General features: G+C 69.3%; 25 protein-coding genes. 5 read left to right on the forward strand and 20 right to left on the reverse strand.

Translation table 11 applies throughout. The annotated features are described in order from the left end of the window. Positions 1–11: 11 nt before the first annotated feature. From JJ691_RS20505 to JJ691_RS20580, 16 genes are all read right to left on the reverse strand, one after another. A complete protein-coding gene (locus JJ691_RS20505) occupies positions 12–170 on the reverse strand; it encodes a hypothetical protein (RefSeq protein ID WP_211770341.1) in 159 nt (52 codons plus the stop codon). After that, complete coding sequence (locus JJ691_RS20510) at positions 167–1567, reverse strand: FAD-dependent monooxygenase (RefSeq protein WP_249228070.1); 1401 nt, start codon at positions 1565–1567, stop codon at positions 167–169. Before JJ691_RS20510 ends, JJ691_RS20505 begins: the two co-directional genes overlap by 4 nt. Then, entirely contained in the window at positions 1567–2136 is a 570-nt protein-coding gene (locus JJ691_RS20515) for a PadR family transcriptional regulator (protein WP_249228071.1), read from the reverse strand. The genes JJ691_RS20510 and JJ691_RS20515 overlap by 1 nt, the downstream gene beginning before the upstream one ends. 88 nt (positions 2137–2224) lie before the next feature. Next, complete coding sequence (locus JJ691_RS20520; RefSeq protein ID WP_211770342.1) at positions 2225–2698, reverse strand: hypothetical protein; 474 nt, start codon at positions 2696–2698, stop codon at positions 2225–2227. Then, entirely contained in the window at positions 2695–3177 is a 483-nt protein-coding gene (locus JJ691_RS20525) for a hypothetical protein (RefSeq protein WP_211770343.1), read from the reverse strand. Before JJ691_RS20525 ends, JJ691_RS20520 begins: the two co-directional genes overlap by 4 nt. Further along, entirely contained in the window at positions 3174–4334 is a 1161-nt protein-coding gene (locus JJ691_RS20530; RefSeq protein WP_211770344.1) for an MCE family protein, read from the reverse strand. The genes JJ691_RS20525 and JJ691_RS20530 overlap by 4 nt, the downstream gene beginning before the upstream one ends. Then, complete coding sequence (locus JJ691_RS20535) at positions 4331–5323, reverse strand: MCE family protein (protein ID WP_211770345.1); 993 nt, start codon at positions 5321–5323, stop codon at positions 4331–4333. The genes JJ691_RS20530 and JJ691_RS20535 overlap by 4 nt, the downstream gene beginning before the upstream one ends. Next, positions 5320–6462, reverse strand: coding sequence for an MCE family protein (locus tag JJ691_RS20540; RefSeq protein WP_211770346.1), 1143 nt, complete (start codon positions 6460–6462; stop codon positions 5320–5322). The genes JJ691_RS20535 and JJ691_RS20540 overlap by 4 nt, the downstream gene beginning before the upstream one ends. Then, on the reverse strand, positions 6459–7487 hold the full coding sequence (locus JJ691_RS20545) for an MCE family protein (protein WP_211770347.1): 1029 nt from the start codon (positions 7485–7487) through the stop codon (positions 6459–6461). The genes JJ691_RS20540 and JJ691_RS20545 overlap by 4 nt, the downstream gene beginning before the upstream one ends. Beyond that, positions 7484–8518, reverse strand: coding sequence for an MCE family protein (locus JJ691_RS20550; RefSeq protein WP_211770348.1), 1035 nt, complete (start codon positions 8516–8518; stop codon positions 7484–7486). The genes JJ691_RS20545 and JJ691_RS20550 overlap by 4 nt, the downstream gene beginning before the upstream one ends. Further along, the gene (locus JJ691_RS20555; protein ID WP_211770349.1) at positions 8515–9804 is read right to left on the reverse strand and encodes an MCE family protein; all 1290 of its coding nucleotides are present in this window, start codon (positions 9802–9804) and stop codon (positions 8515–8517) included. The genes JJ691_RS20550 and JJ691_RS20555 overlap by 4 nt, the downstream gene beginning before the upstream one ends. After that, positions 9801–10607, reverse strand: a complete 807-nt coding sequence (locus JJ691_RS20560) for an MlaE family ABC transporter permease (RefSeq protein ID WP_211770350.1) — start codon at positions 10605–10607, stop codon at positions 9801–9803. Before JJ691_RS20560 ends, JJ691_RS20555 begins: the two co-directional genes overlap by 4 nt. A gap of 3 nt (positions 10608–10610) precedes the next feature. Further along, positions 10611–11372 carry an MlaE family ABC transporter permease gene (locus tag JJ691_RS20565; protein WP_211770351.1) on the reverse strand — a complete coding sequence of 254 codons (762 nt, stop codon included), beginning with the start codon at positions 11370–11372 and terminating at the stop codon, positions 10611–10613. Continuing rightward, positions 11369–12121: a glucose 1-dehydrogenase gene (locus tag JJ691_RS20570; protein ID WP_211770352.1), complete on the reverse strand. Its 753-nt coding sequence runs from the start codon at positions 12119–12121 to the stop codon at positions 11369–11371. Before JJ691_RS20570 ends, JJ691_RS20565 begins: the two co-directional genes overlap by 4 nt. A 9-nt stretch (positions 12122–12130) precedes the next feature. Further along, entirely contained in the window at positions 12131–12991 is an 861-nt protein-coding gene (locus JJ691_RS20575; protein WP_211770353.1) for a 3-oxoacyl-ACP reductase, read from the reverse strand. 80 nt (positions 12992–13071) lie between these two features. After that, positions 13072–13290 carry a ferredoxin gene (locus JJ691_RS20580; RefSeq protein ID WP_306291378.1) on the reverse strand — a complete coding sequence of 73 codons (219 nt, stop codon included), beginning with the start codon at positions 13288–13290 and terminating at the stop codon, positions 13072–13074. Between the two features lie 67 nt (positions 13291–13357). Here JJ691_RS20580 and JJ691_RS20585 point away from each other — a divergent pair, with 67 nt between their 5' ends. The 3 genes from JJ691_RS20585 to JJ691_RS20595 are packed head-to-tail and all read left to right on the forward strand — an operon-like array spanning position 13358 to position 16017. Continuing rightward, positions 13358–14539 (forward strand): acyl-CoA dehydrogenase family protein, encoded by a 1182-nt coding sequence (locus tag JJ691_RS20585; RefSeq protein ID WP_211770354.1) that lies wholly within the window; start codon positions 13358–13360, stop codon positions 14537–14539. 14 nt (positions 14540–14553) lie between these two features. Further along, entirely contained in the window at positions 14554–15576 is a 1023-nt protein-coding gene (locus tag JJ691_RS20590) for an acyl-CoA dehydrogenase family protein (protein WP_211770355.1), read from the forward strand. Between the two features lie 18 nt (positions 15577–15594). Next, complete coding sequence (locus JJ691_RS20595; RefSeq protein WP_211770356.1) at positions 15595–16017, forward strand: hypothetical protein; 423 nt, start codon at positions 15595–15597, stop codon at positions 16015–16017. Here JJ691_RS20595 and JJ691_RS20600 read toward each other — a convergent pair. Together JJ691_RS20600 and JJ691_RS20605 are read right to left on the reverse strand one after the other, a co-directional pair. Continuing rightward, complete coding sequence (locus JJ691_RS20600; RefSeq protein WP_211770357.1) at positions 15992–17080, reverse strand: NAD(P)H-dependent flavin oxidoreductase; 1089 nt, start codon at positions 17078–17080, stop codon at positions 15992–15994. The two genes, JJ691_RS20595 and JJ691_RS20600, sit on opposite strands and share 26 nt — an antisense overlap. Continuing rightward, a complete protein-coding gene (locus tag JJ691_RS20605; RefSeq protein WP_211770358.1) occupies positions 17061–18707 on the reverse strand; it encodes an acyl-CoA synthetase in 1647 nt (548 codons plus the stop codon). Before JJ691_RS20605 ends, JJ691_RS20600 begins: the two co-directional genes overlap by 20 nt. Before the next feature lie 51 nt (positions 18708–18758). Here JJ691_RS20605 and JJ691_RS20610 point away from each other — a divergent pair, with 51 nt between their 5' ends. Further along, positions 18759–19559, forward strand: coding sequence for a crotonase/enoyl-CoA hydratase family protein (locus JJ691_RS20610; protein ID WP_211770359.1), 801 nt, complete (start codon positions 18759–18761; stop codon positions 19557–19559). A gap of 85 nt (positions 19560–19644) precedes the next feature. Here the strand turns inward: JJ691_RS20610 and JJ691_RS20615 are convergent, their stop codons facing one another. Together JJ691_RS20615 and JJ691_RS20620 are read right to left on the reverse strand one after the other, a co-directional pair. Continuing rightward, on the reverse strand, positions 19645–21189 hold the full coding sequence (locus JJ691_RS20615) for an acyl-CoA synthetase (protein WP_211770360.1): 1545 nt from the start codon (positions 21187–21189) through the stop codon (positions 19645–19647). Between the two features lie 5 nt (positions 21190–21194). Further along, on the reverse strand, positions 21195–22253 hold the full coding sequence (locus JJ691_RS20620) for an LLM class F420-dependent oxidoreductase (protein ID WP_211770361.1): 1059 nt from the start codon (positions 22251–22253) through the stop codon (positions 21195–21197). Positions 22254–22297: 44 nt separating this feature from the next. Here JJ691_RS20620 and JJ691_RS20625 point away from each other — a divergent pair, with 44 nt between their 5' ends. After that, complete coding sequence (locus JJ691_RS20625) at positions 22298–23257, forward strand: Zn-ribbon domain-containing OB-fold protein (RefSeq protein ID WP_442912743.1); 960 nt, start codon at positions 22298–22300, stop codon at positions 23255–23257. Positions 23258–23263 lie beyond the last annotated feature (6 nt).

Here is a 23263-nt window from a genome sequence, read left to right on the forward strand (position 1 = left end):
ACGCAGGGCCGTCAGGCACACCGCCCGCCCCGGCCCCAGCCGCCGGAACCGGGATCAGCGCCCACCGGCTCGATCAGGCCGACACCGTCAGCCCCGTCGAGCCAGACTCTCGCTCCCGGCCGGACGGCCTGGTGCACCGCGACCCGGCGCACCAGGCCGTCCGTCGTCACGCCGGCACCAGGCCAAACCACCGGGACAGCGCGTCGGCCAGCGGCCCTGGCTCCAGGCGGCCGTCGCGAGTCATCAGCCAGGCGACGTGCCCGTCGGGGCGGAGCAGCAGCGCGCCGACCGGCACGTCGTCCAGGGGTTCGGCCCTGATCACGTCGATCCGGTCCAGCGGCGGGTGGTCGGCCACGCCGAAGTCGAGCAGCACTCCCCGGCCGGACCGCAGCAGCCGGGCCACACTGGTCGGGCGGCCGTCGACGGCGACGGCGACATCCGGCGCCATTCGGCCAAGCCACGCATGTGAGGTGAATTCCCCCATGGGATAACAGGTTTCCACACCGGTGACGAGTTCCGCGAGATATTTTCCGACACCGTCGAGCTCGCTCAGTTCAACGAACAGCTCGCGCAAGGGACCGACACTGTCGCCGCCGAGCAACGCCTGCGCCTGCGTATGCATCAGGACCCGCGCACCGGCCGCATGCCGCTCGGAGTGGTACGTGTCGAGCAGTTCCGGCGTCGCCCAGCCCTGCACCGCGGCGGCCAGCTTCCAACCGAGGTTCATGGCGTCCGCGATGGCCAGGTTGACGCCCTGTGCGCCGGCCGGCGGGTGGATGTGCGCCGCGTCGCCAGCGAGCAGCACCCGACCACTGCGGTAGCGCTCCGCCTGCCGCACCGCATTGCCGAACCTGGTCACCCAACGGGGATTCGCCAGCTCGACATGCCGGCCAAGCGCCTCGTCCACAGTGGACTGCAGAATCTCCAGGGTGATCGGCTCCGCGCGGTTGAGCACCGGATCCGCGACCGCGACGCGGACGTAACCGGTGCGCGGGATCACCAGCACGCCACCCTCGTGCTTGCCGAGTGCGATGTCGGCCTCGACATCGCCGAACATGACGTAGCGGGTGGTCTCCGTGCCCGGGAAGCCGATTCCGGCGATCCTGCGGACCACGCTGCGACTGCCGTCGCAGCCGACTAGGTACTTCGCACGGATCGAGTCGTTGACGGTCACGCCGTCCTCGTCCTGCTCGAACGTGCGGATTTCCTCGCCCCGACGGACGTCCACGCCGAGCTCGACGGCACGTTCCTCCAGGATCTCCTCGACCCGGGTCTGTGGGATGCCGAGCGTGTACGGGTGGTCCCAGTCCAGCTGGCCGATGTCCAGCGGCGCCGGCAGGCCGAAGAAGGAGACCGGCACCTTCAGCCCCTCGTTGATGAACCGGTCGGCGATGCCGCGCCGGTCCAGCACGTCCAGGCTGCGCGCGTTCAGGTTGAACCCGCGGCAGAAGGCGGGCCTGGCCGCTTCCCGTTCCAGCAGCACGGTTTCCACGCCCGCGGTAGCCAGCTCGCAGGCCAGCATCAGTCCGGCCGGCCCGGCGCCGGCGATCACCACATCTGTGCGCACTAGAACTCCCCCGGTTTCGGCCAGGTGATCCCGCCGGCCGTCATCTCGGCCGCGGTCCGCCGCAGCCACTCCACTTCCGCACGGCGCATCGCCTGCGCGTACTCGACCTCGATGACGAACAACCGCGGCACCGGCACCGTCCTCATGTGCTCATCGGTCTCGTCGATCGTCTTCGCCAACCGCTCGGCCCGCTCGGTCAGCGCGTCCACCGCGCCGTCCGGACCGAGCACTCCGACGTAGCTCACCGCCGCGATGAACTTCGGGTACTCGTTGACCGGCACCCGCACCAGCTCGTCGATCCACTTCTGGAACTCGGCCAACCCCAGCTCGGTGTGCTCGTACACGGTGCGCTCCGGCCGGTTGCCCTCCCGCACCGTCTCCACCGAGCGGATCCAGCCGTCCCGTTCCAGGCCCTCCACCACGTCGTAGAGCGAGCCCGTGGTGACCTTGAAGCTTGTTCCCTTGTTCCGCTCCCGCAGCGTCTGCGCCATCTCGTACGGGTGCGACGCCCGCTCCATGAGCAGGCCCAGCACCGCCAGCGCGAGCGTGTTCCGACTTCTCCTGACCACGTCCACCCCTCGGATCCGACTGTTCGGATCCGACTATATGGCCGCTGTCAACTCGCGAGTCCCGCTCTCAGGCAACCGAATGTCGAGTTCAGAGCACCGTGAGCCCGGTGATCCGCCAGCTGTCGCCGGTTCGGTGTGCAACCACGGTGAGCTGGGCGGATGTCGATGTATTGCCGTTGTCTCCCGTTCGTACGGCCTGCTGGTCCACGAAGACCAGCAGCGTCGCGTCGTCTCCCTTGAGCTCGCGGACGGCGATCGCCCGGACGGTGCTGACCAGCACCAACTGCTGCTCGGAGGCCTGCGTGCGAACCTTGGCGAACAACTGCTCGTACTCCCGCATGGCGTCGCCGACCAGCACCGCTTTGGCGGCCTTCTCGGTGCGGGCGGTGTCGGTGTAGTCGTAGGAGAACGAATTCTCGACCGCCGTCTTGACCTGCGCCTCGACCTGGCTCGTGGTCGTGGTGTCGACCAAGGCGGTGTTGGCCATCGGTGGCGCCTGGTTCAGCAGAAACCATCCCGTGGCCGCCAGTGCGACGACGATGACCGCGATGGCGGCCTTCATTCGATCACCTGCACGGTGCCGGTCTTCCAGCCGTCCTCAGTCCTGGACAGCACCGCGTCCACCCGGCTCTTTCGCACCGAGGGCTGACCGTCAGCCTGCCTGATCGTCACCTCGACTGCGACAAGGACGGTCGCGGTGCCGGCCCTGCTGTCCAAGGTGCTGACCGCGGCGTCGATTATCTTGGCCGTGGACACTGTTTTCTGTGACTTGGTCGAGTTCACGTCGCTGTCGTGCTGATTGGTCAACTGGGTCAGCAGGTTGCCGGTCGTCACCCGCTGCCATTGGGTCAGGTCTTCATCCGCCTCGCGATAGTCGACCGTGTTCAACGTCTTGATCTGATCGGAGGCCGCGGCCAGCACCAGGTCCCGGGCCTGGCCGTACGTCACGTCGTCGGAGTGCGCGGACTGCCACCAACTCCAACCAGCCCAGCCGGCCCCGAGCACGGCCAGCAAGGCGATAACCGAAAGGACCCGGCTCATCCCGGCAATCCCAGCAGCTGGGCCATGTTCGTCGGCGAGGGTGTGGTCTGAGTCGTCCCCAGCGCACCAGGGAGGCGCGGTGTGTTGCCCCGCGGCACGTTCTGCGAGCCACGGACGTCGATCGGGCTGCTGGGCGGCTCGGCGCAGTAGGCCTGGCTGTTCGCGGCCGCCGGGGCGGTGTTGTTCGCAGGGCGTTCCTGGGTCGTCTCATAGCCCTTGGTGCACGGGAACGGATTGAAGAAGTTCAGGATCAGACCCAGGTGCCCGGTGCCGTCGGGCGACAAGCCCGGCGTGAACGCCGTGATCACCGGGTAGGCCACCAGCAGTTCCTCGATGCCGGCGGTGCGGGTCGAGGTGATGGCCGTGGTGGTGTAGAGATTGGCCAGCACCACACTGAGATTGCGGCCCGAGGAGCGCAGGATGTCGTCCACTGGTTGGGCGGCCGCCGGCGCGGCGGAGATCAGCGACCGGATGTCGGCGTCGGATCCCTTGAGCTGGCCGGCGATCTGGTTCAGCGAGGTCGCGAAGGAGGTGATGTCGGCCGCGTCCCGGTTCTGGGTGTCCAGCACCGTCTTGCCATCGGCCAGCAGCGCCTTGGTCTGCGGCAGGTGCTGCGCCGCGGCGGCGGTCAGATCACGGCTGGCGTCCAACAGCTTCTGCAGATCCGGACCCGTACCGGCGAACGTCTTGTCCAGCTCGTCCACCACCACCTTCAGCTTGTCCGCCGGCACGCTCTTCACCAACGAGTCCAAATTGGACAGCACTTCGTCCGGAGTCGGCGGCAGCGATGTCCGGTCCTGCGCGATGGTCGATCCCTGGGCCAGGTACGGACCTTTGTCGTCCGCCGGCTCCAGGTCGATGTACTGCTCCCCCACCGCCGACCGGTTCGCCACCACCGCCTTGGCACTGGCCGGAATCAGCGGGGCCGACGAATCGATGGTCAGCAGCGCCTGCACGCCCGCCGGCGACAGCTTCAGCTGGTTCACCCGCCCGACCGTCACACCCCGGTACGACACCTCGGCGTTCGGGAACACCCCGCCGGAATCGCTGAGCTGCACGGTGATCTGATAGCCCGGCGTCTGGAGGAACCGGTACAGGCCGACGATGGCGACCAGGGCGATGACCAGGAAGACGGCCAGTTGGACGCGGAGCCTCATCCCGCACCCCCGATGATCGGCGACTGCGGGCCCAGCAGCGAGCTCAGGTCCAGGTTGAACCGGATGTCCGAGTTGAAGTAGTCGCCCTTCACGTCGTTGGCCGCATAGTCGCTGAACGGGTAGGTGGCCAGGTACTCCAGCGCGGTCGGCAGCTTCGAGCCGGTCTCGGCCAACTTCTGCAACACCGGCTGCAACTGCTGGAGATCGCCGACCAGGTCATCGCGGCTGCGGTTGATCGTGTCGACGGCCACCGAGGACAGGTGGTCCAGGGCGTTGAGCATGCTGGTCAGCTCGTCGCGCTGCTGGGTGACGACCTGGAGGCCGGGGCCGAGCTGGTCGAGGGCGGTGGCGATGTTGTCGCGCTGGCCGGCCAGGGTGCCGGTGAGCCGGTTCATCGCGTCGATGGCCTTGACTATGCTGTCCTTCTGGCCGTCCAGGTCCCGCACCAGATTGTCCACTTGAGACAGGAACGAGCGGATCTGCGGCTCGTTGCCGGTCATGGCCGCGTTGAGCTCCCGCACGATGTTCTGGATCTGGCCGATGTCGCCCCCGTTGAGCAGCAGCGACAGCGCCCCCAGCACTTCCTCGATCTCCGGGCTGCGGCCGGTCCGGTCCTTGGTGATCACCGCCCCGTCCCGCAACTGGCCACTGGGTTGCGCGGGCGCGGTCAGTTCCACGTACTTCTCGCCCAGCAGGCTGGACTGCCCCAGCTGCGCCCCGGCGTTGGCCGGCAGCCGCACCGAGCCGTTGATCAGCACGTCCACGAGGGCGGTTTTGTTGTCCGGCCCCAGGTCCACGCGGTCGACCCGGCCCACTGGCACGTCGTCGACCTTCACGCTGGACTGCGGCACCAGATCGAGAACGTCAGCGAACTGCACGGTCACGTGATACGGCCGGTCGCCGAGATCCGCGCCACCGGGGAGCGGTGTGTCGTAGAGACTGCATCCGGCGACGAGCAGAAGCGGGAGGAGTATGAGGCAGCGCTTCATTTTCCTCCTCCCAACAGCGGCAACGGCAGCGGCGGTAGCTTGCCCTGTTGCAGCGCCGACAGCACCTGCGCCGCCGACGGCAGGTGCAGGGTCCCGTCGAGCAGCGGGGCGATCTGCTTGCAGATGTCGGCCAGGGCGCTGGGAATCTGGGTGGGGGTGCTGCGCTGCAACAGCTGGCAGATCATCATGACCGGCGGATAGGTCAGCTCGTTGATGTTGCCGCGCACGGCGATGGTGCCGGACTTGGCGTCGTAGGCATTGACGAAGTTGGTGGCGGCGGTGGGCGCCACGTCGAGGACTTCGGCGAGGGCGGCGCGCTGGTCGACCAGGGTCTTGGTGATGGCGGCCAGATTGTCCACATTGGTCTGAATCAGCCCCTTGTTGTCGGTGAGGAACTTCTGCACCTTGGTCAGGGCCGAGGCCAGCGCGGACACGGCCGCGCCGAGCTGCTGGCGGTTGTCGGCGAGGAAGCCGGTGGCGTCGGACAGGCGGCCGTTGAGGTCGTGCACCTGCTGGTCGCTGGCGGCCAGGGTGGAGGTGATCTTGCTCAGGTTGTCGACGGTGCCGAACAGGTCGCCCTTGGAGCTGTCCAGGGCGCCGGCGGCCTGGCTGAGCTGCTTGACGGTGTTGTTCAAGGCGTCACCGGTGCCGGCCAGGTTGGCCGCGGCGGAGTCGATCACGTTGGACAGCGCGCCGTTCTTGTTGGCGCCGGACGGCCCCAGGGCCTGGCTGAGCTGGTCGACGCTGGTGAACAACTGGTCCAGCTCGACCGGGCTGGCGGTGCGGTCCCGGGACAGCGTGGAGTTCGGCGGCAGCTCCGGCCCACCGTCGTAGGCCGGCGTCAGCTGCACGTAGCGGTCGCTGACCAGACTGGGCGCGATCACCACGGCATGCACGCCGGCCGGGATCTGCACGTCACGGTCCACAGTGAACTGAACCTTCACCTGGCCGCCGACCGGCATCACGGAGTCGATGCTGCCGACCTTCACTCCGAGCACCCGGACCGCCGAGCCGGCGTAGAGGCCGATCGTCTTGTCGAAGTACGCCGTCACGACCGTGCCGGAAGTCGGGGCCAGCCACAGGAAGGCGCTGGCCAGCACCAACGCGACGACGCAAGCGATTGCCAGGATGCGAGTCATTTCGACCCCAGGCTCGGATCGGCCAGCGGCGTCGAGCAGCCGCCGGGATTGAACTCCAGGCCGGCCGTGGTCTGGGCTGGCGGCAGCAGGCCGCAGATGTAGCCGTCGAACCAGCGACCGGTGCCGATGGTGTTGTTGAACACCCGTACGAACGGAGCCAGCGAGGCCAGCGCCTGGCTGAGGTTGTCCTGGTTGCGGGCCAGCACCGCGGTGACCTCGTCGAGCTGGTCCAGCGCCGGCTGCAGCTGGTCCTGGTTGTCAGTGACCAGCCCGCTGAGCTGCTTGGCCAGCTGCTGGGTGCCGGTGAGCAGCTGGGCGATGGCCTGCTTGCGCTGCTGCACCACGGAAAGCAGCAGGTTGCCGTCGTCGAGCAGCTTGCTGATCTCGGCGCCCCGGGCCGACACGGTTGAGCTCAGTTGGTTGGTGCCGGCCAACATACCGGCGATCTGATCGTCACGGGAGGCGATTGTCGTGGACAGTGACGACAGCCCGGACGCCGCCTGCTTCAACGGTTCCGGCGTGTCCTTCAACGCGTCGGAGATCACCTGGAAGCTGGCGGCCAGCTGGTTCGGGTCGATCTGGCCGACGGTCTGGCCGAGCTGGTTGATCGCGTCGGTCACGTCGAACGGCGACATGGTGCGGGACTGCGGAATGGTCTGCCGTGGATCCTGGGCCTGGGAGCCAGCCGATTGCAGGGCGAGGTACTTGTCACCGAGCACGGTCCGGATCTGGATGGAGGCGCTGGTCTTGTCGCCGAGGAACACGTCGCTGACCCGGAACTCCACCAGCACCTTGTTGCCGGCCAAGGACACTCGCCGCACCTGCCCGACCTTCACGCCGGCCACGCTGACCTCATTGCCGGCCACCAGCCCAGCCGATTCGCCGAAGTAGGCCGAGTACGTCGTGCCGCCACCGATGATCGGCAGGTCGTCGGCGTTGAACGCGGCCAGCACGCCGAGCACCAGCACCACGACGGTGACCACTCCGACGAGTATTTCCCTCCTCATGGCTACTTCCCGCCTCATGGGCCACACCTCGCCGGCATCTGGGACACCGGGAACGGCACGATCGGCAGCGACACGCCCAGCGAGCCGATGCTGACCGAGCCGGACAGCCGGCACAGGTAGTAGTTGAACCAGCTGCCGTAGCTCGCGGTCCGGGTGAAGGCCTGGAGGTCGCCGGGCAGCTTCTGCAGGAACGAGTCCAGCGACGGGTCGGCGTGGTTGAGCAGCTGCGACACCTGCCCGAGATTGCCGATGTCCGACTGCAGTGAGGGCCGGGCCTGGGCCAGCAGCCCGGCGGTCGCGGTGGTCAGGCCGTCCAGCGCGGTGATCGCGTCGGCGATCGGCTGCCGGTCCGCGGCCAGCCCGCTCACCAGCTGCTGAACCGTGCTGATCAGGCTGGACAGCTCGGCGCCGCGGCCGTTGATGGTGCCCAGCACCGCGGTCAGGTTGTCGATCACCTGCCCGATCACCTGGTCCCGCCCGGCGACCGCCGAGGTGATCGACGCGGTGTGCGCGAGCAGGTCGCTGACCGTGCCGCCTTCCCCTTGCAGGACCTGGATGATCTCGTACGACAGCTGGTTGACGTCCTTCGGCGACAGCGCCTGGAACAGCGGCTTGAAGCCGTTGAACAGCGCGGTCAGGTTGAGCGCCGGCTGGGTGCGGTCCAGCGGGATGGTGGTGCCGGGCCGCAGCACCGCGTTCGGGTCGCCGACGTCGGTGCCGAGCGAGATGTACCGCTGCCCCACCAGGTTCCGGTACTTGACCGACGCCGTGGTCGCCGCCGGCAGCTTCCGGTCGGCGGCCAGGTCGAACGTCACCTCGGCGTTCTTGTCGTCCACCAGGGCGATGTCGTCGACCTGTCCGATTCGGACACCGGCGACCCGTACGTCATCGCCTTTGTTGAGGCCGCTGACGTCGGAGAAGATCGCGTGATAGGTGGCGGTGTTCCCGAGGTTGGCGTTGACGATGGTCGCCGCCAGCATGCCGGTCAGCACCACGGTGACCACCGTGAAGATCGCGATCTTCAGGCCGGGGCCGAGGACGGACCTCATTTCAGCGTCACCTCCGAGCCGCGCAGCAGCGGGCCGATCAGCAGGGCGCTCCAGCCGGGCGTCTGCTGCGGCATCAGGCCGAGTTGGGGCGCCTCAAGGAGGTTGAGCAGTTGTTGCTCGGCCGACGAACCGGCGACGGAAGCGCTTGCGGGGTGGGTGGTGGCCGGCTGGCCGGCGGAGTCCTGGGTACCGGGATGGGTCGAACCGTCCTTGATCGGGCCGCCGGGCGGGTACTGCGGGAACAGGTTGCCGCTGCTGGCTTTCTGGTAGCACTGCGGCCCACGGGTGTCCAGGTACTTCGGCGTGTCCACGCCCGGCTGGTACGCGCCCCGGCTGGCGGTGATCGTCAGCGTGAACTTGCCCATCTGCGGGTGGTCGGTGCCCTTGCCGAAGGTGAAGTCGGCGTTGGCCAACTGGTCGGCGAGCTGGCCCAGCACGCACGGGTACTCGGGGGCGTACTTGGCCAGCACGGCCAGGGTCGGCGCGGCCGAGCCGGCGAGGCCGATGACGTTGGCCTCGTTGACCCGTAAGAAGCTGTCCAGGTCCACCGACGTCGTGGTGACGACCGAGTACAGAGTGTCCAATTGGGACCGCTGGTCGACCAGGGTCCGACTGGTGGTGGTGAGATCGGCCAGCGCGTGCAGAAAGTCCGGCGCGGCGGTCGAATACGTGTCGGCGACGTGGGACAGGGATGCGAGATCGGCGTTCAGGTCCGGCAACGAGGGGGCCAGCTGCCGCAGGTACGAGTCGGCCTGGGTCAGCACCTCCCCGAGTTGCTTGCCTCGGCCGTCCAACGCCTGCGACAGGGCGGTCAGGGTGCCGGCGAGTTTCTGCGGCTGCACGGCCTGCAACACCGGCATCAGGTCGTCGAGCACCTTGCTGATCTCGACGGCCGAGCTGCTGCGGTCCTGGCCGATCACCGCCCCGGCCTGGATCGGCGCCGCCGGCTGGTTCGGGATCTGAAGCGCCACATAGCGTTCGCCGAACAACGTCTTCGGCAGCAGCCGGGCCGTCACGTTCGAGGGCACCTGGTCGATCAGATCCGGTTGCAGCGCAAGGTCGAGCGAGGCCAGGCCGCCGTCGGTGCGGACCGACCGCACCTCCCCCACCACCACACCGCGGACCTTCACGTCCGAGCCCGGGGTCAGCTGGTTGCCGACCGAGTCGGTCTCCAGCGTCACGTGCACGGCCGGCGTGAACGCCTTCTCGTAGACGGCCACCGTGAACGACAGGAAGGCCACGATGGCCACCAGGAAGGCCGCGCCGAACACGTGGTACCGGTTCATCCGGCGATCCGCACCGTCGTGGACGAGCCCCAGATCGCCAGGCTGAGGAAGAAGTCCAGCACCACCTGGGACACCAGCGCGGCCCGCACCGCCCGGCCGACGGCCACGCCGACCCCGGCCGGCCCGCCGCTGGCGGTGTAGCCGTAGTAGCAGTGCACGAGGATGACCACGACGCTGAACACCATCACCTTGCCGAACGACCACAGCACGTCCACCGGCGGCAGGAACAGCGCGAAGTAGTGGTCGTAGGTGCCGGCCGACTGGCCGTAGAACAGCACGGTGATCTCGCGGGAGGCCAGATAGGAGCAGAGCAGACCAATGACGTACAACGGGATGACCGCGGCCACACCGGCCAGCATCCGGGTGGTGACCAGGTAGGGCAGGCTCGGCACGCCCATCACCTCGAGCGCGTCGACCTCCTCGGAGATCCGCATCGCGCCGAGCTGGGCGGTGAAGCCGCAGCCGACCGTGGCCGACAGCGCCAGGCCGGCCGACAGCGGCGCGACCTCGCGGGTGTCGAAGTAGGCCGAGATGAACCCGGTCAGCGCCGAGGTGCCGAGCTGGTTCAGCGCCGAATAGCCTTGCAGTCCGACCACGGTGCCGGTGAACAGGGTCATGCCGATCATCACGCCGAGCGTGCCGCCGATCACCGCCAGGGCCCCGCTGCCGAAGCTGACCTCACCCAGCAGCCTGAGCACCTCGCGTGGATACCGCCGGATCGCTTGCGGCGCCCAGGCGATGGCCCGGCCGTAGAACGCCATCTGGCGGCCGAGTTGCTCCAGTTGCGCCGCAGGAGCTGTCATGTCTCACATGCCCTTCGGCGGAACCAGTTGGAGGTAGATGCCGGTCAGCACCACGTTCACCAGGAACAGCAACAGGAAGGTGATGACCACGGCCTGGTTGACCGCGTCGCCCACGCCCTTGGGGCCGGCCGACGGGTTCAGCCCTCGGTAGGCCGCCACCACGCCGGCGATGAAGCCGTAGATCACCGCCTTGATCTCGCTGATCACCAGGTCCGGCAGCTGGGCCAGGGCGTTGAAGCTGGCCAGGTACGCGCCCGGCGTGCCGCCCTGCATGATCACGTTGAAGAAGTAGCCGCCCAGCACGCCGACCACGCTGACCAGGCCGTTGAGCAGGATCGAGACGAACATCGCGGCCAGCACCCGGGGCACGATCAGCCGCTGCACCGGCGGCACGCCCAGCACCCGCATGGCGTCGATCTCCTCGCGGATGGTCCGCGCGCCGACGTCCGCGCACATCGCCGAGCCGCCCGCGCCGGCCACCAGCAGCGCCGTGATCAGTGGGCTGGCCTGCTGGATGATCGCCAGCGCGCTGGCCGCGCCGGTGAACGACTGGGCGCCGATCTGCTTGGTCAGCGAGCCCAGGTGCAGCGAGATGACCGCGCCGAACGGGATCGCCACCATCGCCGTGGGCAGGATGGTGACGCTGGCGAAGAACCAGGACTGGCGGACCAGCTCCCGCCACTGGAACGGCCGCTGCGGCACCGACCGCACGACTTCCCAGCCCAGCAGGGAGATCCGCCCGACCTGACGGAACGCGACGATCACGACGGCGCCAGCGCGTGGGTGGCGGCGGCCCCGCCGTCGACCGAGAACTCGCCGCCGGTGCAGTAGGAACTCTCGTCGCTGGCCAGGAACAGCACCAGGTTGGCGACTTCCTCGGGCCGCCCGGCCCGCTGGATGGCCAGCTTCTTCAGCACCGGCGTCATGTCCATCTCGTGGCCGCCCAGGGCGGTTTTCACCATGTCGGTGTCGATCGCGCCGGGGTGCACCGAGTTGACCCGGATGTTCTTGCGGCCCAGCTCCACCGCCGCCACCTTGGTCATGCCGCGGATGGCGAACTTGGAGGCGGAGTAGGCCACCAGCAACGGCATCGCCGCCAGACCCTCCACGGAGGACACGTTCACGATGGAGCCGCCGTGGCCCTTCATCAGCGGCACGGCCGCGCGCATGCCCAGGAAGGTGCCGATCTGGTTGATCCGGATCACCCGCTCGTAGTCGGCGAGCGTGGTCTTGGGCAGCGGCGAGAAGTGCAGCACGCCGGCGTTGTTGACCAGCACGTCCAGCCGCTCCAACTCGCCGGTGACCTGCGCCCACTCGTCTTCCGAGCTGACGTCCAGGTGTTGGTAGTCGGCCGCGTCGCCGAGCTCGTCGGCCAGCGCCTTGCCGGCGTCGTCGTTGACGTCCGCGATGATCACCCGCGCGCCCTCGGCGACGAACCGCCGCGCCGCGGCCGCGCCCTGTCCACGGGCCGCGCCGGTGATCAGCGCGGTCTTGCCGTCCAGTCGCCCGGTCATGGCCTTCTCCTAACTGAGGGTCATAACTTCGGTGCAGGCAAAGGTGCGCGCCGGGTCCCGGTCGGTGAAGTAGCCGCCGACCGCGGCCCAGTCGCCGTCGGCGGCGTGAAAGGTCTGCTCGACCGACGGCGCGGCGATCAGCGCCACCATGCCGCCGTGCACGACGAAGAGCTGGCCGCTGATGTGGTCGGCCGCCGGGGACACGAGGTAGCCGACGAACGGCGCGACATGCTGCGGGGAAAGGGGATCCGCCCCATCCGGTGCGGGGCCGAAGACGTTGGTGGTCATGGCCGTGCGGGCGCGGGGGCAGATCGCGTTGGCCTTCACGCCGTAGCGGGCCATGCCCCGGGCGGTGGCCACGGTCAGCGCGACGATGCCGGCCTTCGCGGCGGCGTAGTTGGGCTGGCCCTCGGAGCCGAGCAGGAAGGCCTCGGACGAGGTGTTGACCACCCGGCCGTACACCGGCTTACCGTCCTGTTTGGACTGCTGTCGCCAGTAGGCTGAGGCGTTGCGGGACAACAGGAAGTGTCCGCGCAGGTGCACGCGGATCACGGTGTCCCACTCCTCGTCGGTCATGTTGAACAGCATCCGGTCGCGCAGCACGCCGGCGTTGTTCACCACGATGTGCAGGCCGCCGAAGCCTTCCACGGCCGCGGCCACGAGGGCGTCCGCGGTGGAGCGGTCAGCCACGTCTCCGGGCACGATCTCGCCCTTGCCACCCAGCGCCTCGATCTCGGCCAGCACGTCGGACGCGTCGGCGACGTCACCGAGCACCACGGACGCGCCGGCCGCGGCCAGCGCCAGCGCCTCGGCGCGGCCCAGCCCGGCGGCGGCACCGGTGACGATCGCGACTTTCCCGTCCAGCTCCACTCGCCGCTCCTAGTCGCCAGGGATCACCACACTGTAATCCAGGCCACACTAGAATCTGTTCTCGTTCTGGGCAAGACCGTTCAGCCGGTCACACGCAGCGCGTAACGCGGACAGCTCGCGACAGCAACCTTGATCCGCTCGGCCGACACAGTGTCCACGGCCGCCTCGTGAATGACCAGTTCCTCGTCGCTGTCCAGCTCGAACACCTCGGGCACGGCCGCCACACACAGGCCGTTCGCCTCGCACAGATTCCGATCGACCTCGATCGCCACGGCCGCCTCCCGCTCGCCAGAAGCCACGCGATTCACGGTAACACCGTGCTACGGTTACTAGAACACGTTCCACCTCGCCGAGCCGGGAGGCCGGATGCGGATCGCGTACACCCCCGAGCAGGAGCGGCTGCGCGCCGAGCTGCGGGCCTACTTCGCGGACCTGATGACGCCGGAGCGGCGGGAGGCGCTGACCACCACCGGCGGCGAGTACGGCGACGGCGTCGCGTACAAGGAAGTCGTCGCCCAGCTGGGCCGCGACGGCTGGCTGGTGATCGGCTGGCCCCAGGAGCACGGCGGCCAGGACCGGTCCATGCTGGACCAGCTGATCTTCCTCGACGAGGCGGCCGCGGCCGGCGTGCCGGTGCCGTTCCTGACGCTGAACACCATCGGCCCGACGATCATGCGGTACGGCACGCCCGCGCAGAAGGCCCAGTTCCTGCCCCGGATCGCCGCCGGCGAGCTGCACTTCTCCATCGGCTACTCGGAACCGGGGGCCGGCACCGACCTGGCCTCGCTGCGGACCAGGGCGGTCCGCGACGGCGACGACTACGTGATCAACGGCCAGAAGATGTGGACCAGCCTGATCCAGTACGCCGACTACGTCTGGCTGGCCGCCCGCACCGACCCGGACGCGGTGAAGCACAAGGGACTGAGCATCCTGATCGTGCCCACCGACGCCGAGGGCTTCAGCTGGACGCCGGTGCACACCATGGCCGGGCCGACCACCAGCGCCACCTACTACCAGGACGTGCGCGTGCCGGCGACGGCGCTGGTCGGCGAGGAGCACCGGGGCTGGCCGCTGATCACCAACCAGCTCAACCACGAGCGGGTCGCCCTCACCTCGGCCGCGCCCGTGCTGACCGCGCTGCACGAGGTGATCGCGTGGGCGCAGCGCACCAAGCTGCCCGACGGCAACCGGGTGATCGACCAGGAGTGGGTGCGGCTGCACCTGGCCCGGGTGCACGCCAAGGCCGAGTTCCTGAAGCTGATGAACTGGCGGATCGCCTGGGGCGTCGAGCAGTCGCCCAGCCCCGCCGACGCGTCCGCGACCAAGGTGTACGGCACCGAGTTCGCCACCGAGGCCTACCGGCTGCTGATGGAGGTGCTCGGCACCAACGCCGTGGTGCGCCAGGGATCGCCGGGCGCGCTGCTGCACGGGCGGATCGAGCGGATGCATCGGTCGTCACTGATCCTGACGTTCGGCGGCGGCACCAACGAGGTGCAGCGGGACATCATCGCCGCGGTGGGCCTCGGCCTGCCCGTCGGCCGGCGCTGAAAGGGAAACCTCCGGTGGACTTCGAGTTTTCGGAAGCGCAGCGGGACCTCGCCGCCATGGTGCGCGAGCATCCACAGTGGACCGACCTGGCGGCCTCCGGCGTGCTGGCCGCCACCTTGCCGGAATCCGCCGGCGGCAACGGTTTCGGGCTTCTCGAACAGTGCAGCGTGCTGGTCGAACTCGGCCGTGCCATGTCATCGGCGCCGTACCTGCACTCCATTGTGCAGGCGGCGTCGACAGTGGCCCGGTTCGGCACGGCCGAGCACGTCGACCGCTGGGTGCGGCCGGCGCTGACCGGGTCGACCGTGCTGTCGGTCGCCCTGTCCGAAGAGAACAACGACGATCCCCTGTCCCCGGTTACGCAGGCGTCGCCGATTTCCGGCGGCTGGCGGCTCACCGGCGCGAAGTCCCTTGTCCCGCCCGGCGATCTCTTCCTGGTCCCGGCCAGCACCACCGACGGCGTGCGCCTGTTCCTCGTCGAGTCCGACCAGGTTTCCCCGCAGCCTCAGGAACTCGTGGACGGCGACACCTGCCTGCTCGATCTCTCCGACGTCGAGGTCGACGCCTCCCGGGTGCTCGACGCCGCCGCCGTCTCCCACGCGCTGCACCGGGGTGTGGTCGGCCTGTGCGCGTTGCAACTGGGCGTCGTCGAACGGGCCCTGGAGATGACCACCGAGTACGCCCGGACGCGGCAGCAGTTCGACCGCCCCATCGGCAGCTTCCAGGCCGTGTCCCAGCGCCTCGCCGACGCGTACATCCAGGTCGAAGCCATTCGATTGACGTTGTGGCAAGCTGCCTGGCGGCTCAGCGAAGGGCTGCCCTGCGACACCGAGCTCGCCACCGCCAAGTTCTGGGCCGCCGAAGCCGGGCACTATGTCGCCCACACCGCCGTGCACATCCATGGCGGCATGGGCATCGACGTCAGCCACCCCCTGCACCGCTACTTCACCGCCGCCAAACGTCACGAGTTCGCCCTCGGCGGCGCCACCGCCCACCTGCGCCACATCGGAGCCGCCCTCGCCGCGACCCCGGTGTGACCTCGCTATGATCTCGCCGTGCCACTGAGGCTTCGCATGACCGTGCAGGCGCAGATCGCGATCATCGTGCTCAGCTGGTTACTCCCCTTCGGGGCGTTGATCCTGGCCGGGCCGATCGTCGGAAACACGCTGGAGATCCCGCTGCTGGGCGTGGCGCTGCTGGTCGCGATCACGCTGAGCGTGCGGGGCACGGAGTGCGGGGTGGACTGCACGGCCGACACGATCGCCGTGCGGGGATGGGTGCGCACGGTGCGGATCCCGACCGACGCGGTGCTCGGCGTCGACCAGGCCGGCTACGCCCTGCTCTGGCGGGACGAGTTCGGCGACCGGCGGACCAGGCTGTTCGCGTTCGGCCGGTCGAGGCGGGGCATCGACCCGCACAGCCGGGAATCGTTGGCCCGGCTGGCGGACTGGGTCAGCGGAGCTTGTCCAGGCGGGTGAGGGTGTCGTCGAACTCCCGGAGCAGGTCGGCCATGACGGCGGCGACGGGGCGGATCTCGTTCATGCGCCCGACGATCTGGCCGACGGGCATGGAGACGACGGTGGGGTCGCCGGACAGCGTGATCCGCTGGTGGGCGTCGGCGACGAGCAGGTTCTGCAGGGGCATGGGCAGCGGGGCGGGGGCGCCGGGCTGGGCCCAGGCCTCGGTCCAGCGGGTCTTGAGCAGCCGGGCCGGTTTGCCGGTGTAGATGCGGCTGCGGACGGTGTCGGAGGAGCTGGCGGCGAGCAGGGCCTGCTGGGTGGCGGAGACGGGCAGGCCCTCGGAGTACTCGGCGGTGGTGAGCCAGCACGAGCCGAGCCAGCCGCCGGACGCGCCGAGGGCGAGAGCGGCGGCGAGTTGGCGGCCGGTGCCGATGCCGCCGGCGGCGAGCACGGGAACGTCGACGGCGTCGACGATCTCGGGCACGAGCACCATGCTGGCGATCTCGCCGGTGTGGCCACCGGCCTCGTAGCCTTGGGCCACAACGATGTCCACGCCGTTCGCCACGTGCCGCCGGGCGTGCTCGGCCTTGCCAGCGAGGGCGGCCACGGGGATGTCGTGCTCGTGGGCCAGCTCGATGACGTCAACAGGCGGCGAACCCAGGGCGTTGGCGATCAGCCGGATGGGATGTTGCAGGGCAACGTCCACATGGGACCGTGCTACGGAGTGCAGCCAGCCCAGCACGCCGGTGCCGTGCGAGTCGAGCGGCGGAACGCCGAGCTCGGTCAGGGTGCGCTCGACAAACTCCCGATGCTCAGCCGGAATCAGCGCGTCCAGGTCGACGGCGGTGCCCTCGGTGGGGATCTTGGCCGGCATCACGACGTCCACGCCGTAGGGCCGGCCGTCGGTGTGCTCGTCCATCCATGTCAGCGCGGCGTCCAGCTCGCCGGGATCGTTGAACCGGACGCAGCCCAGCACCCCGAGCCCGCCGGCCCGGCTGATCGCCGCGGCGACGTGTTCCGACGGCGTGAAGCCGAAAATCGGATACTCGATCCCGAACCGCTCACACAGTGCCGTGCGCACGGGAACCTCCCAGCCCGGCCTTGGTCTGCACCTCTACGGTCGGCGGCTGGTCGGCGACGAGCGCCTGCGCCCACCGGTAGTCGGGTTTGCCACTGGGCAGCCGACTGATCTCGTCCACCACCCAGATGCTGCGCGGCACCTTGTAGCCGGCGATCTGTTGCCGCGCATGGGCCTCCAGCTCGTCGAACGCCAGCGTGTGGCCGGGGCGGGCCTGCACGACGGCGGCGACCCGCTGCCCGAGCCGGTCGTCGGGGATGCCGAGCACCAGCGCGTCGAAGACGTCCGGGTGCGACTTCAGCACGCCCTCCACCTCCTCGGGGAACACCTTCTCCCCCGCGGTGTTGACGCACATGTTGCCGCGCCCCAACAGGGTCACGGTGCCGTCCTCCTCGAGGCGGGCGAAATCCCCCGGCACGGCATAGCGTTTGCCGTCGACCTCGGTGAACAGCGCGGCCGACTTGGCCTCGTCCTTGTAGTAGCCGAGCGGGATGTGCCCGCCACGGGCCAGTTTGCCGACCACGCCGGGCGGAGCCGGCCGGCCGTCGTCGCCGAGCACGATGCTGGCCGGGTCGGCCTTCACGCGCGGGCCGCCGGACTGCGGGGCGCCGCTCTGCACGACGCCGATGCCGGTGAAGCCGGTCTCGGAGGCGCCGATGGCGTCGGTGATCACCATGTTCGGGAAGGCCGCCACGTACTGTTCCTTGACGGCCTTGGAGAACAGGGCCGCGCTGCTGGAGATGGCCCCCAGCGAGGACACGTCGTACTGACCGTCCCGATAGGACTCGATCAGCGGCCGGGCCATGGCGTCGCCGACGATCATCATCACCTGCACCTTGTGCCGCTCCACCGCCTGCCAGACCTGGTCGGCGTCGAACTGCGGCAGCAGCACAACGGTGCTGCCGGTGAACAGGGCGCCGAACACGCCCCACTGCGCGGCGCCGTGGATCATCGGCGGCGCGCACAGCCGGACCAGCCCGTAGGCCTGGCCCTGCCGAGCCTGCTGCCACTCGTCCTCCACCGGCACGCCGGTGAGGAAGTCGATGCCGCCGCCGAGGACGCGCCACACGTCCTCCTGCCGCCACAGCACACCCTTGGGATGGCCGGTGGTGCCGCCGGTGTACAGGATGTAGATGTCGTCGGGGCTGCGCTCCGGGAAGTCGCGGGCCGGGCTGGCCGCGGCCAGCGCCGCCTCGTACTCGACCGCGGAGTAGGACACGTTCTCGTCCGTGCCGTCCTCGGTGTAGACCACATGCCGCAGCCGCGGCACCTCGGGCAGGACGTCGGCCACCAGCGGCGTGAAGCGGCGTTCGTGCACCAGGGCGACGAGGTCGGAGTTGTCGAACACGTAGCGCAGCTCGGCGCGCGTGTACCGGTAGTTGATGTTGATGGCGACCGCCCGCAGCTTGTACGCCGCGAGCATGCTTTCCACCATCTCAATGGAGTTCCGGGAGTGCACGCCCACATGGTCACCCGGTCCGACGCCGTGCGCGGCGAGGTGGTTGGCCAGCCGGTTGGCGCGCTCGTCCAGCTGCGCGTAGCTGACCTGGCGCTCGCCGCAGATCACCGCGGCGCGCTCGGGGACGAGATCGGCGGCGTGCTCCACGAGGTCTGCGATGTTCAGGGCCACCCCTGCAAACTAGAACGTGTTACTGTTTTGGGCAATCCCCTGGGAGGCTTGATGACCGCGACGCAGGAGTCCGAGCACTGCCTGGTAGACCAACGAGGCGGGGTCCTCGTGGTGACGATGAACCGCCCGGAGGCACGCAACGCCCTGTCCGGCCCGATGATGGCGATCATGCGCGAGGCCTGGGACCGCGTCGACTCCGACGACAGCGTCCGGGTCTGCGTGCTGACCGGCGCGGGCGGCGCGTTCTGCGCCGGCGCCGACCTCAAGGCGATGACGGCCAGCCATCCCGGCGACTCGTTCTCCGGCGGCGGCTGGGACCTGTCGGTGATCGAGCCGCTACTCAAGGGCCGCCGGCTGAGCAAGCCGCTGATCGCCGCGGTGGAGGGGCCGGCGATCGCCGGCGGCACCGAGATCCTTCAGGCCACCGACATCCGGGTGGCCGGCGAGAGCGCCCGCTTCGGCGTGTCCGAGGCCCGCTGGGGCCTGTTCCCGCTGGGCGGCTCGGCCGTCCGGCTGCCCCGCCAGATCCCCTACACCGTCGCCGCCGACCTGTTGCTGACCGGCCGCCACATCACCGCCGCCGAGGCGTTCGACATCGGCCTGATCGGTCATGTTGTGCCCGACGGACAAGCGCTGGCCAAGGCGTTGGAGCTGGCCGACATGATCGCCGCCAACGGACCGCTGGCCGTGCAGGCGATCCTGCGCACCATCCGGGAGACCGAGGGCCTGCCCGAGAACGAGGCGTTCAAGATCGAGTCCCAGCACGGAACGCGGGTGTTCCTCAGCGAGGACGCCAAGGAGGGCCCGGCCGCCTTCGCCGCCAAACGCAAGCCGGAGTTCAACGGCCGCTAACACCCGCGAGTCCCGCTCTCAGGCAACTGAAACACGAGTTTCGGAACTCGACACACGGTTGCCCGAGAGCGGGACTCGCGAGGTTCTAGATGGCGCGCTCCTGGTTCTGCCAGTAGGGGTCGCGCAGGCGACGCTTGTAGAGCTTGCCGTTGGGGTCGCGGGGCAGCTCGGCGACATAGTCGACGCTGCGCGGGAGCTTGAACTTGGCCAGGCGCGAGGCGGCGAAGGCGAGCAGTTCGGCGGTGAGGGCGTCGTCGCCGACGACGTCGTCCACGGGCTGCACGACAGCCTTGATCTCCTCGCCCCAGTCGGGGTGCGGGATGCCGAACACGGCCACGTCGGCGACCTTGGGGTGACAGGCCAGTTCGCCCTCGATCTCGGCCGGGTAGACGTTCACCCCGCCGGAAATGATCATATCGGCCTTGCGGTCGCGCAGGTAGAGGTAGCCGTCCTCGTCCAGGTAACCGACGTCGCCGAGGGTGAACAGGTCGCGCACCCGGCCGGCGTCGGTCTTGGCCTTGTCCTTGTAGTACTCGAAAGTCGAGGTGCCCATCCGCATGTACACAGTGCCCACTTCGCCGGCCGGCAGTTCGGCGCCGTCGTCGGCGAGCACCTTGACCACCGAGCCGGGCCACGGCAGGCCGACGGAACCGGGCTTGCGCAGCCAGTCGGCCGCCTCGATCATGGTCCCGCCGCCCTCGGTGGCGGCGTAGTACTCGGTGACCACCGGTCCCCACCAGTCGATCATCCGGCGCTTGACCTCCAGTGGGCACGGCGCGGCACCGTGGATGGCGGCCCGCAGCGAGGAGACGTCGAACGAGGACCGCACATCCTCGGGCAGCGCCAGCAGCCGGCGGAACTGGGTGGGCACCATGTGGCTGTGGGTGACCCGGTGCTTCTCGATCAGGCGCAGCATCTCGGCCGCGTCCCACCGGTCCATCAACACCGTCTTGTGTCCGAATTGGACGGACAGGGAGACGAAGTTCAGCACGGCGGTGTGGTAGAGCGGCGAGCCGCACAGGTGCACGTGCCCGTCGAACGGCTTGAGGTCGAAGATGCCGAAGAACCAGACGCCGGCCGCCGGCAGCACGTCCGGGTCGGCCCCGGTCAGCGGCCGGCGCACGCCCTTGGGCCGGCCGGTGGTGCCGGAGGTGTAGAGCATCGGCGCGCCGGCGGTGCGGATGTCCGGCCGCCCAACGGGTTCGTCCGCACCCAACTCGGACAACGGCCGGAAACCGGGGATTTCGCCGACGGAGAAGCGGGCGTCGGGCGGCAGCGACTCCCCCGCCACCACGGCGGTGTCGACAAACCGCTGCGAGGCCACGAACGCCTTGGCCCCGGAGTCGGCGACCAGGTAGGCGACCTCCGGCCCGATCAGGTGCCAGTTCACCGGCACGATGTACAGGCCGGTCTGCATCGCGGCGAAGTACATGGCCAGCAGCTCGGAACTGTTGGGCAGCAGCACCACGACGCTGTCGCCGGGCCGCAGGCCCATGGCCTGCAGCCCCCGCCCGTACCGGTCCGCCGCGGCGGCCAGCTCGCCGTAGCCGACCTCTCCGCCGTCGGGGTCGACAACCGCCGTCAACCCGGGTTCCGCAGCCGCGATGTTCCACAGTCCAGGCGCCGTCATGCATCTCAATCTAGAACGTGTTCCACTTCGCCGACAAGGGCCGAGGACAGCTGCTCAACCTGCGCCGTGCTTCCGCAGCCGACGAGCAGGGTGGTCACACCGGCCCGTTCCATCTCCGCGACCCGGTCCCGCACCTCGTCGGCGTTGCCGATCACGGCGATGTCCTCGACCAGCGCGTCCGGCACCACGGCCGCCGCCTCGTCCTTGCGGCCGGCGCGGAACAGCTCGCCGATCTCCGCCACCTGATCCGGATAGCCCATCCGGCTGAACACGTCGGCGTGGAAGTTCATGCCGGCCGCGCCCATGCCGCCGATGTACAGCGCCAGCACCGGCTTCATGGCCTGGACGGCGGCAGCCCGGTCGTCGGTGAGCACGATCTGGCAGCTGGCCACGATCTCGAAGTCCTCGCGGGACCGCCGCGCACCGGGCCGCGCGAAGCCCTCGTCCAGCCATTCGTTGTACAGCCCGGCCAGCCGCGGCGTGTAGTAGATGGCCAGCCAGCCGTCGGCGATCTCCGCGGTCATGGCGACGTTGCGCGGCCCCTCCGCCCCCAGCATGATCGGCACATCAGGGCGAAGCGGATGGGCTATCGACTTCAGTGGCTTGCCCAGCCCGAGCGCCCCAGGCCCCTGGTACGGAAGCGGATAGTGCCGCCCATTGTTCACCACCGGCGCCTCGCGGGCCAGCACCTGCCGCACGATCGACACGTACTCCCTGGTGCGGGCCAGCGGTTGGGCGAACGGCTGGCCGTACCAGCCCTCCACGACCTGCGGCCCGGAGACGCCCAGACCGAGGATGAACCGGCCGCCGCTGAGCCGATCCAGGGTCAGGGCGTGCATGGCGCACCCCGCGGGCGTGCGCGCCGACAGCTGGGCCACCGAGGTGCCCAGCCGCAGCCGTGACGTGCGGGATCCCCACCAGGCCAGCGGGGTGAACGCGTCCGAGCCCCAGGCCTCGGCCGCGAACACCGAGTCGAAGCCGCACCGCTCCGCCGCGGCGACCAGCTCCGGGGTGTTCGGGGCCGGCACGGGGGTCCAGTAGCCGAGTTGCAGTCCAAGCCTCATGGCTTCATCTTGCCGCAAAAACGAGAACGTGTTTCACTTCGAAGGTGACGATCAGCTCGGAACCGTTGAGCGCCCCGCTGGACGTGGGCTTCGACTACACCCGCTCGCTCGGGCCGGTGCTGGGCCGGTTCGCCACGGGTCTGCGCGAGCACAGGATCGCCGGCGTGCGCGGCTCGGACGGCCGGGTCCTGGTGCCGCCGGCCGAATACGACCCGGTGACCGCGGAGAAGCTGACCGAGTTCGTCGACGTCGCCACCGAAGGCGTCGTGCAGACGTGGTCGTGGAACCCGCAACCGCCTGCGGGGCAACCACTTTCGCACGCCTTCGCGTGGGCGCTGGTCAAACTGGACGGCGCCGACACCGGCCTGCTGCACGCCGTCGACGCCAGGTCGCCGGACCGGATGAGCACTGGCATGCGGGTCCGCGTGCGTTGGGCGGCTGGGCCGACCGGCAGCATCCGTGACATCGAGTGCTTCGAACCTCTTGACGCGGAACCGGTTCAGCGCGATCCGGTCGGCGGCGAGGCCGTCACGATGCTGACGACACCGATCCACCTCCAGTACCAGCACACGGCGTCGCCGGAGGAAAGCCGTTACCTGCGCGGACTGGCCGAGGGCCGGCTGCTCGGACAGCGCTGCCCGGCCTGCGGCAAGGTCTACATCCCGCCGCGCGGCTCCTGCCCCACCGACGGCGTGCCCACCGAGGACGAGGTCGAACTGCCCGACCACGGTGTGGTCACCACGTTCTGCGTGGTGAACGTGCCGTTCCTCGGCCAGCGGATCAAGCCGCCCTACGTGGCCGCGTACATCTTGTTGGAGGGTGCGGACATTCCGTTCCAGCACCTGGTGCTGGGCTGCACCGCCGACGAGGTCCGAATGGGCCTGCGGGTGCGGGCGCACTGGCGGCCGCGCGAGCAGTGGGGCACCACGCTGGAGAACATCGACCACTTCGAGCCCTCCGGCGAACCGGACGCGCCCTATGAGTCTTTCGCCCAACATCTCTAGGAGGCC

Source organism: Kutzneria sp. CA-103260 (assembly GCF_018263855.1).
Lineage (GTDB): Bacteria > Actinomycetota > Actinomycetes > Mycobacteriales > Pseudonocardiaceae > Kutzneria.

Excerpts from the sequence above, each read along its gene's own strand:
- JJ691_RS20520 (WP_211770342.1), bottom strand. The coding sequence starts at position 2,698 with ATGAAGGCCGCCATCGCGGTCATCGTCGTCGCACTGGCGGCCACGGGA.
- JJ691_RS20525 (WP_211770343.1), bottom strand. The coding sequence starts at position 3,177 with ATGAGCCGGGTCCTTTCGGTTATCGCCTTGCTGGCCGTGCTCGGGGCC.
- JJ691_RS20530 (WP_211770344.1), bottom strand. The coding sequence starts at position 4,334 with ATGAGGCTCCGCGTCCAACTGGCCGTCTTCCTGGTCATCGCCCTGGTC.
- JJ691_RS20535 (WP_211770345.1), bottom strand. The coding sequence starts at position 5,323 with ATGAAGCGCTGCCTCATACTCCTCCCGCTTCTGCTCGTCGCCGGATGC.
- JJ691_RS20540 (WP_211770346.1), bottom strand. The coding sequence starts at position 6,462 with ATGACTCGCATCCTGGCAATCGCTTGCGTCGTCGCGTTGGTGCTGGCC.
- JJ691_RS20545 (WP_211770347.1), bottom strand. The coding sequence starts at position 7,487 with ATGAGGCGGGAAGTAGCCATGAGGAGGGAAATACTCGTCGGAGTGGTC.
- JJ691_RS20550 (WP_211770348.1), bottom strand. The coding sequence starts at position 8,518 with ATGAGGTCCGTCCTCGGCCCCGGCCTGAAGATCGCGATCTTCACGGTG.
- JJ691_RS20555 (WP_211770349.1), bottom strand. The coding sequence starts at position 9,804 with ATGAACCGGTACCACGTGTTCGGCGCGGCCTTCCTGGTGGCCATCGTG.
- JJ691_RS20560 (WP_211770350.1), bottom strand. The coding sequence starts at position 10,607 with ATGACAGCTCCTGCGGCGCAACTGGAGCAACTCGGCCGCCAGATGGCG.
- JJ691_RS20570 (WP_211770352.1), bottom strand. The coding sequence starts at position 12,121 with ATGACCGGGCGACTGGACGGCAAGACCGCGCTGATCACCGGCGCGGCC.
- JJ691_RS20585 (WP_211770354.1), top strand. The coding sequence starts at position 13,358 with ATGCGGATCGCGTACACCCCCGAGCAGGAGCGGCTGCGCGCCGAGCTG.
- JJ691_RS20610 (WP_211770359.1), top strand. The coding sequence starts at position 18,759 with ATGACCGCGACGCAGGAGTCCGAGCACTGCCTGGTAGACCAACGAGGC.
- JJ691_RS20615 (WP_211770360.1), bottom strand. The coding sequence starts at position 21,189 with ATGACGGCGCCTGGACTGTGGAACATCGCGGCTGCGGAACCCGGGTTG.
- JJ691_RS20620 (WP_211770361.1), bottom strand. The coding sequence starts at position 22,253 with ATGAGGCTTGGACTGCAACTCGGCTACTGGACCCCCGTGCCGGCCCCG.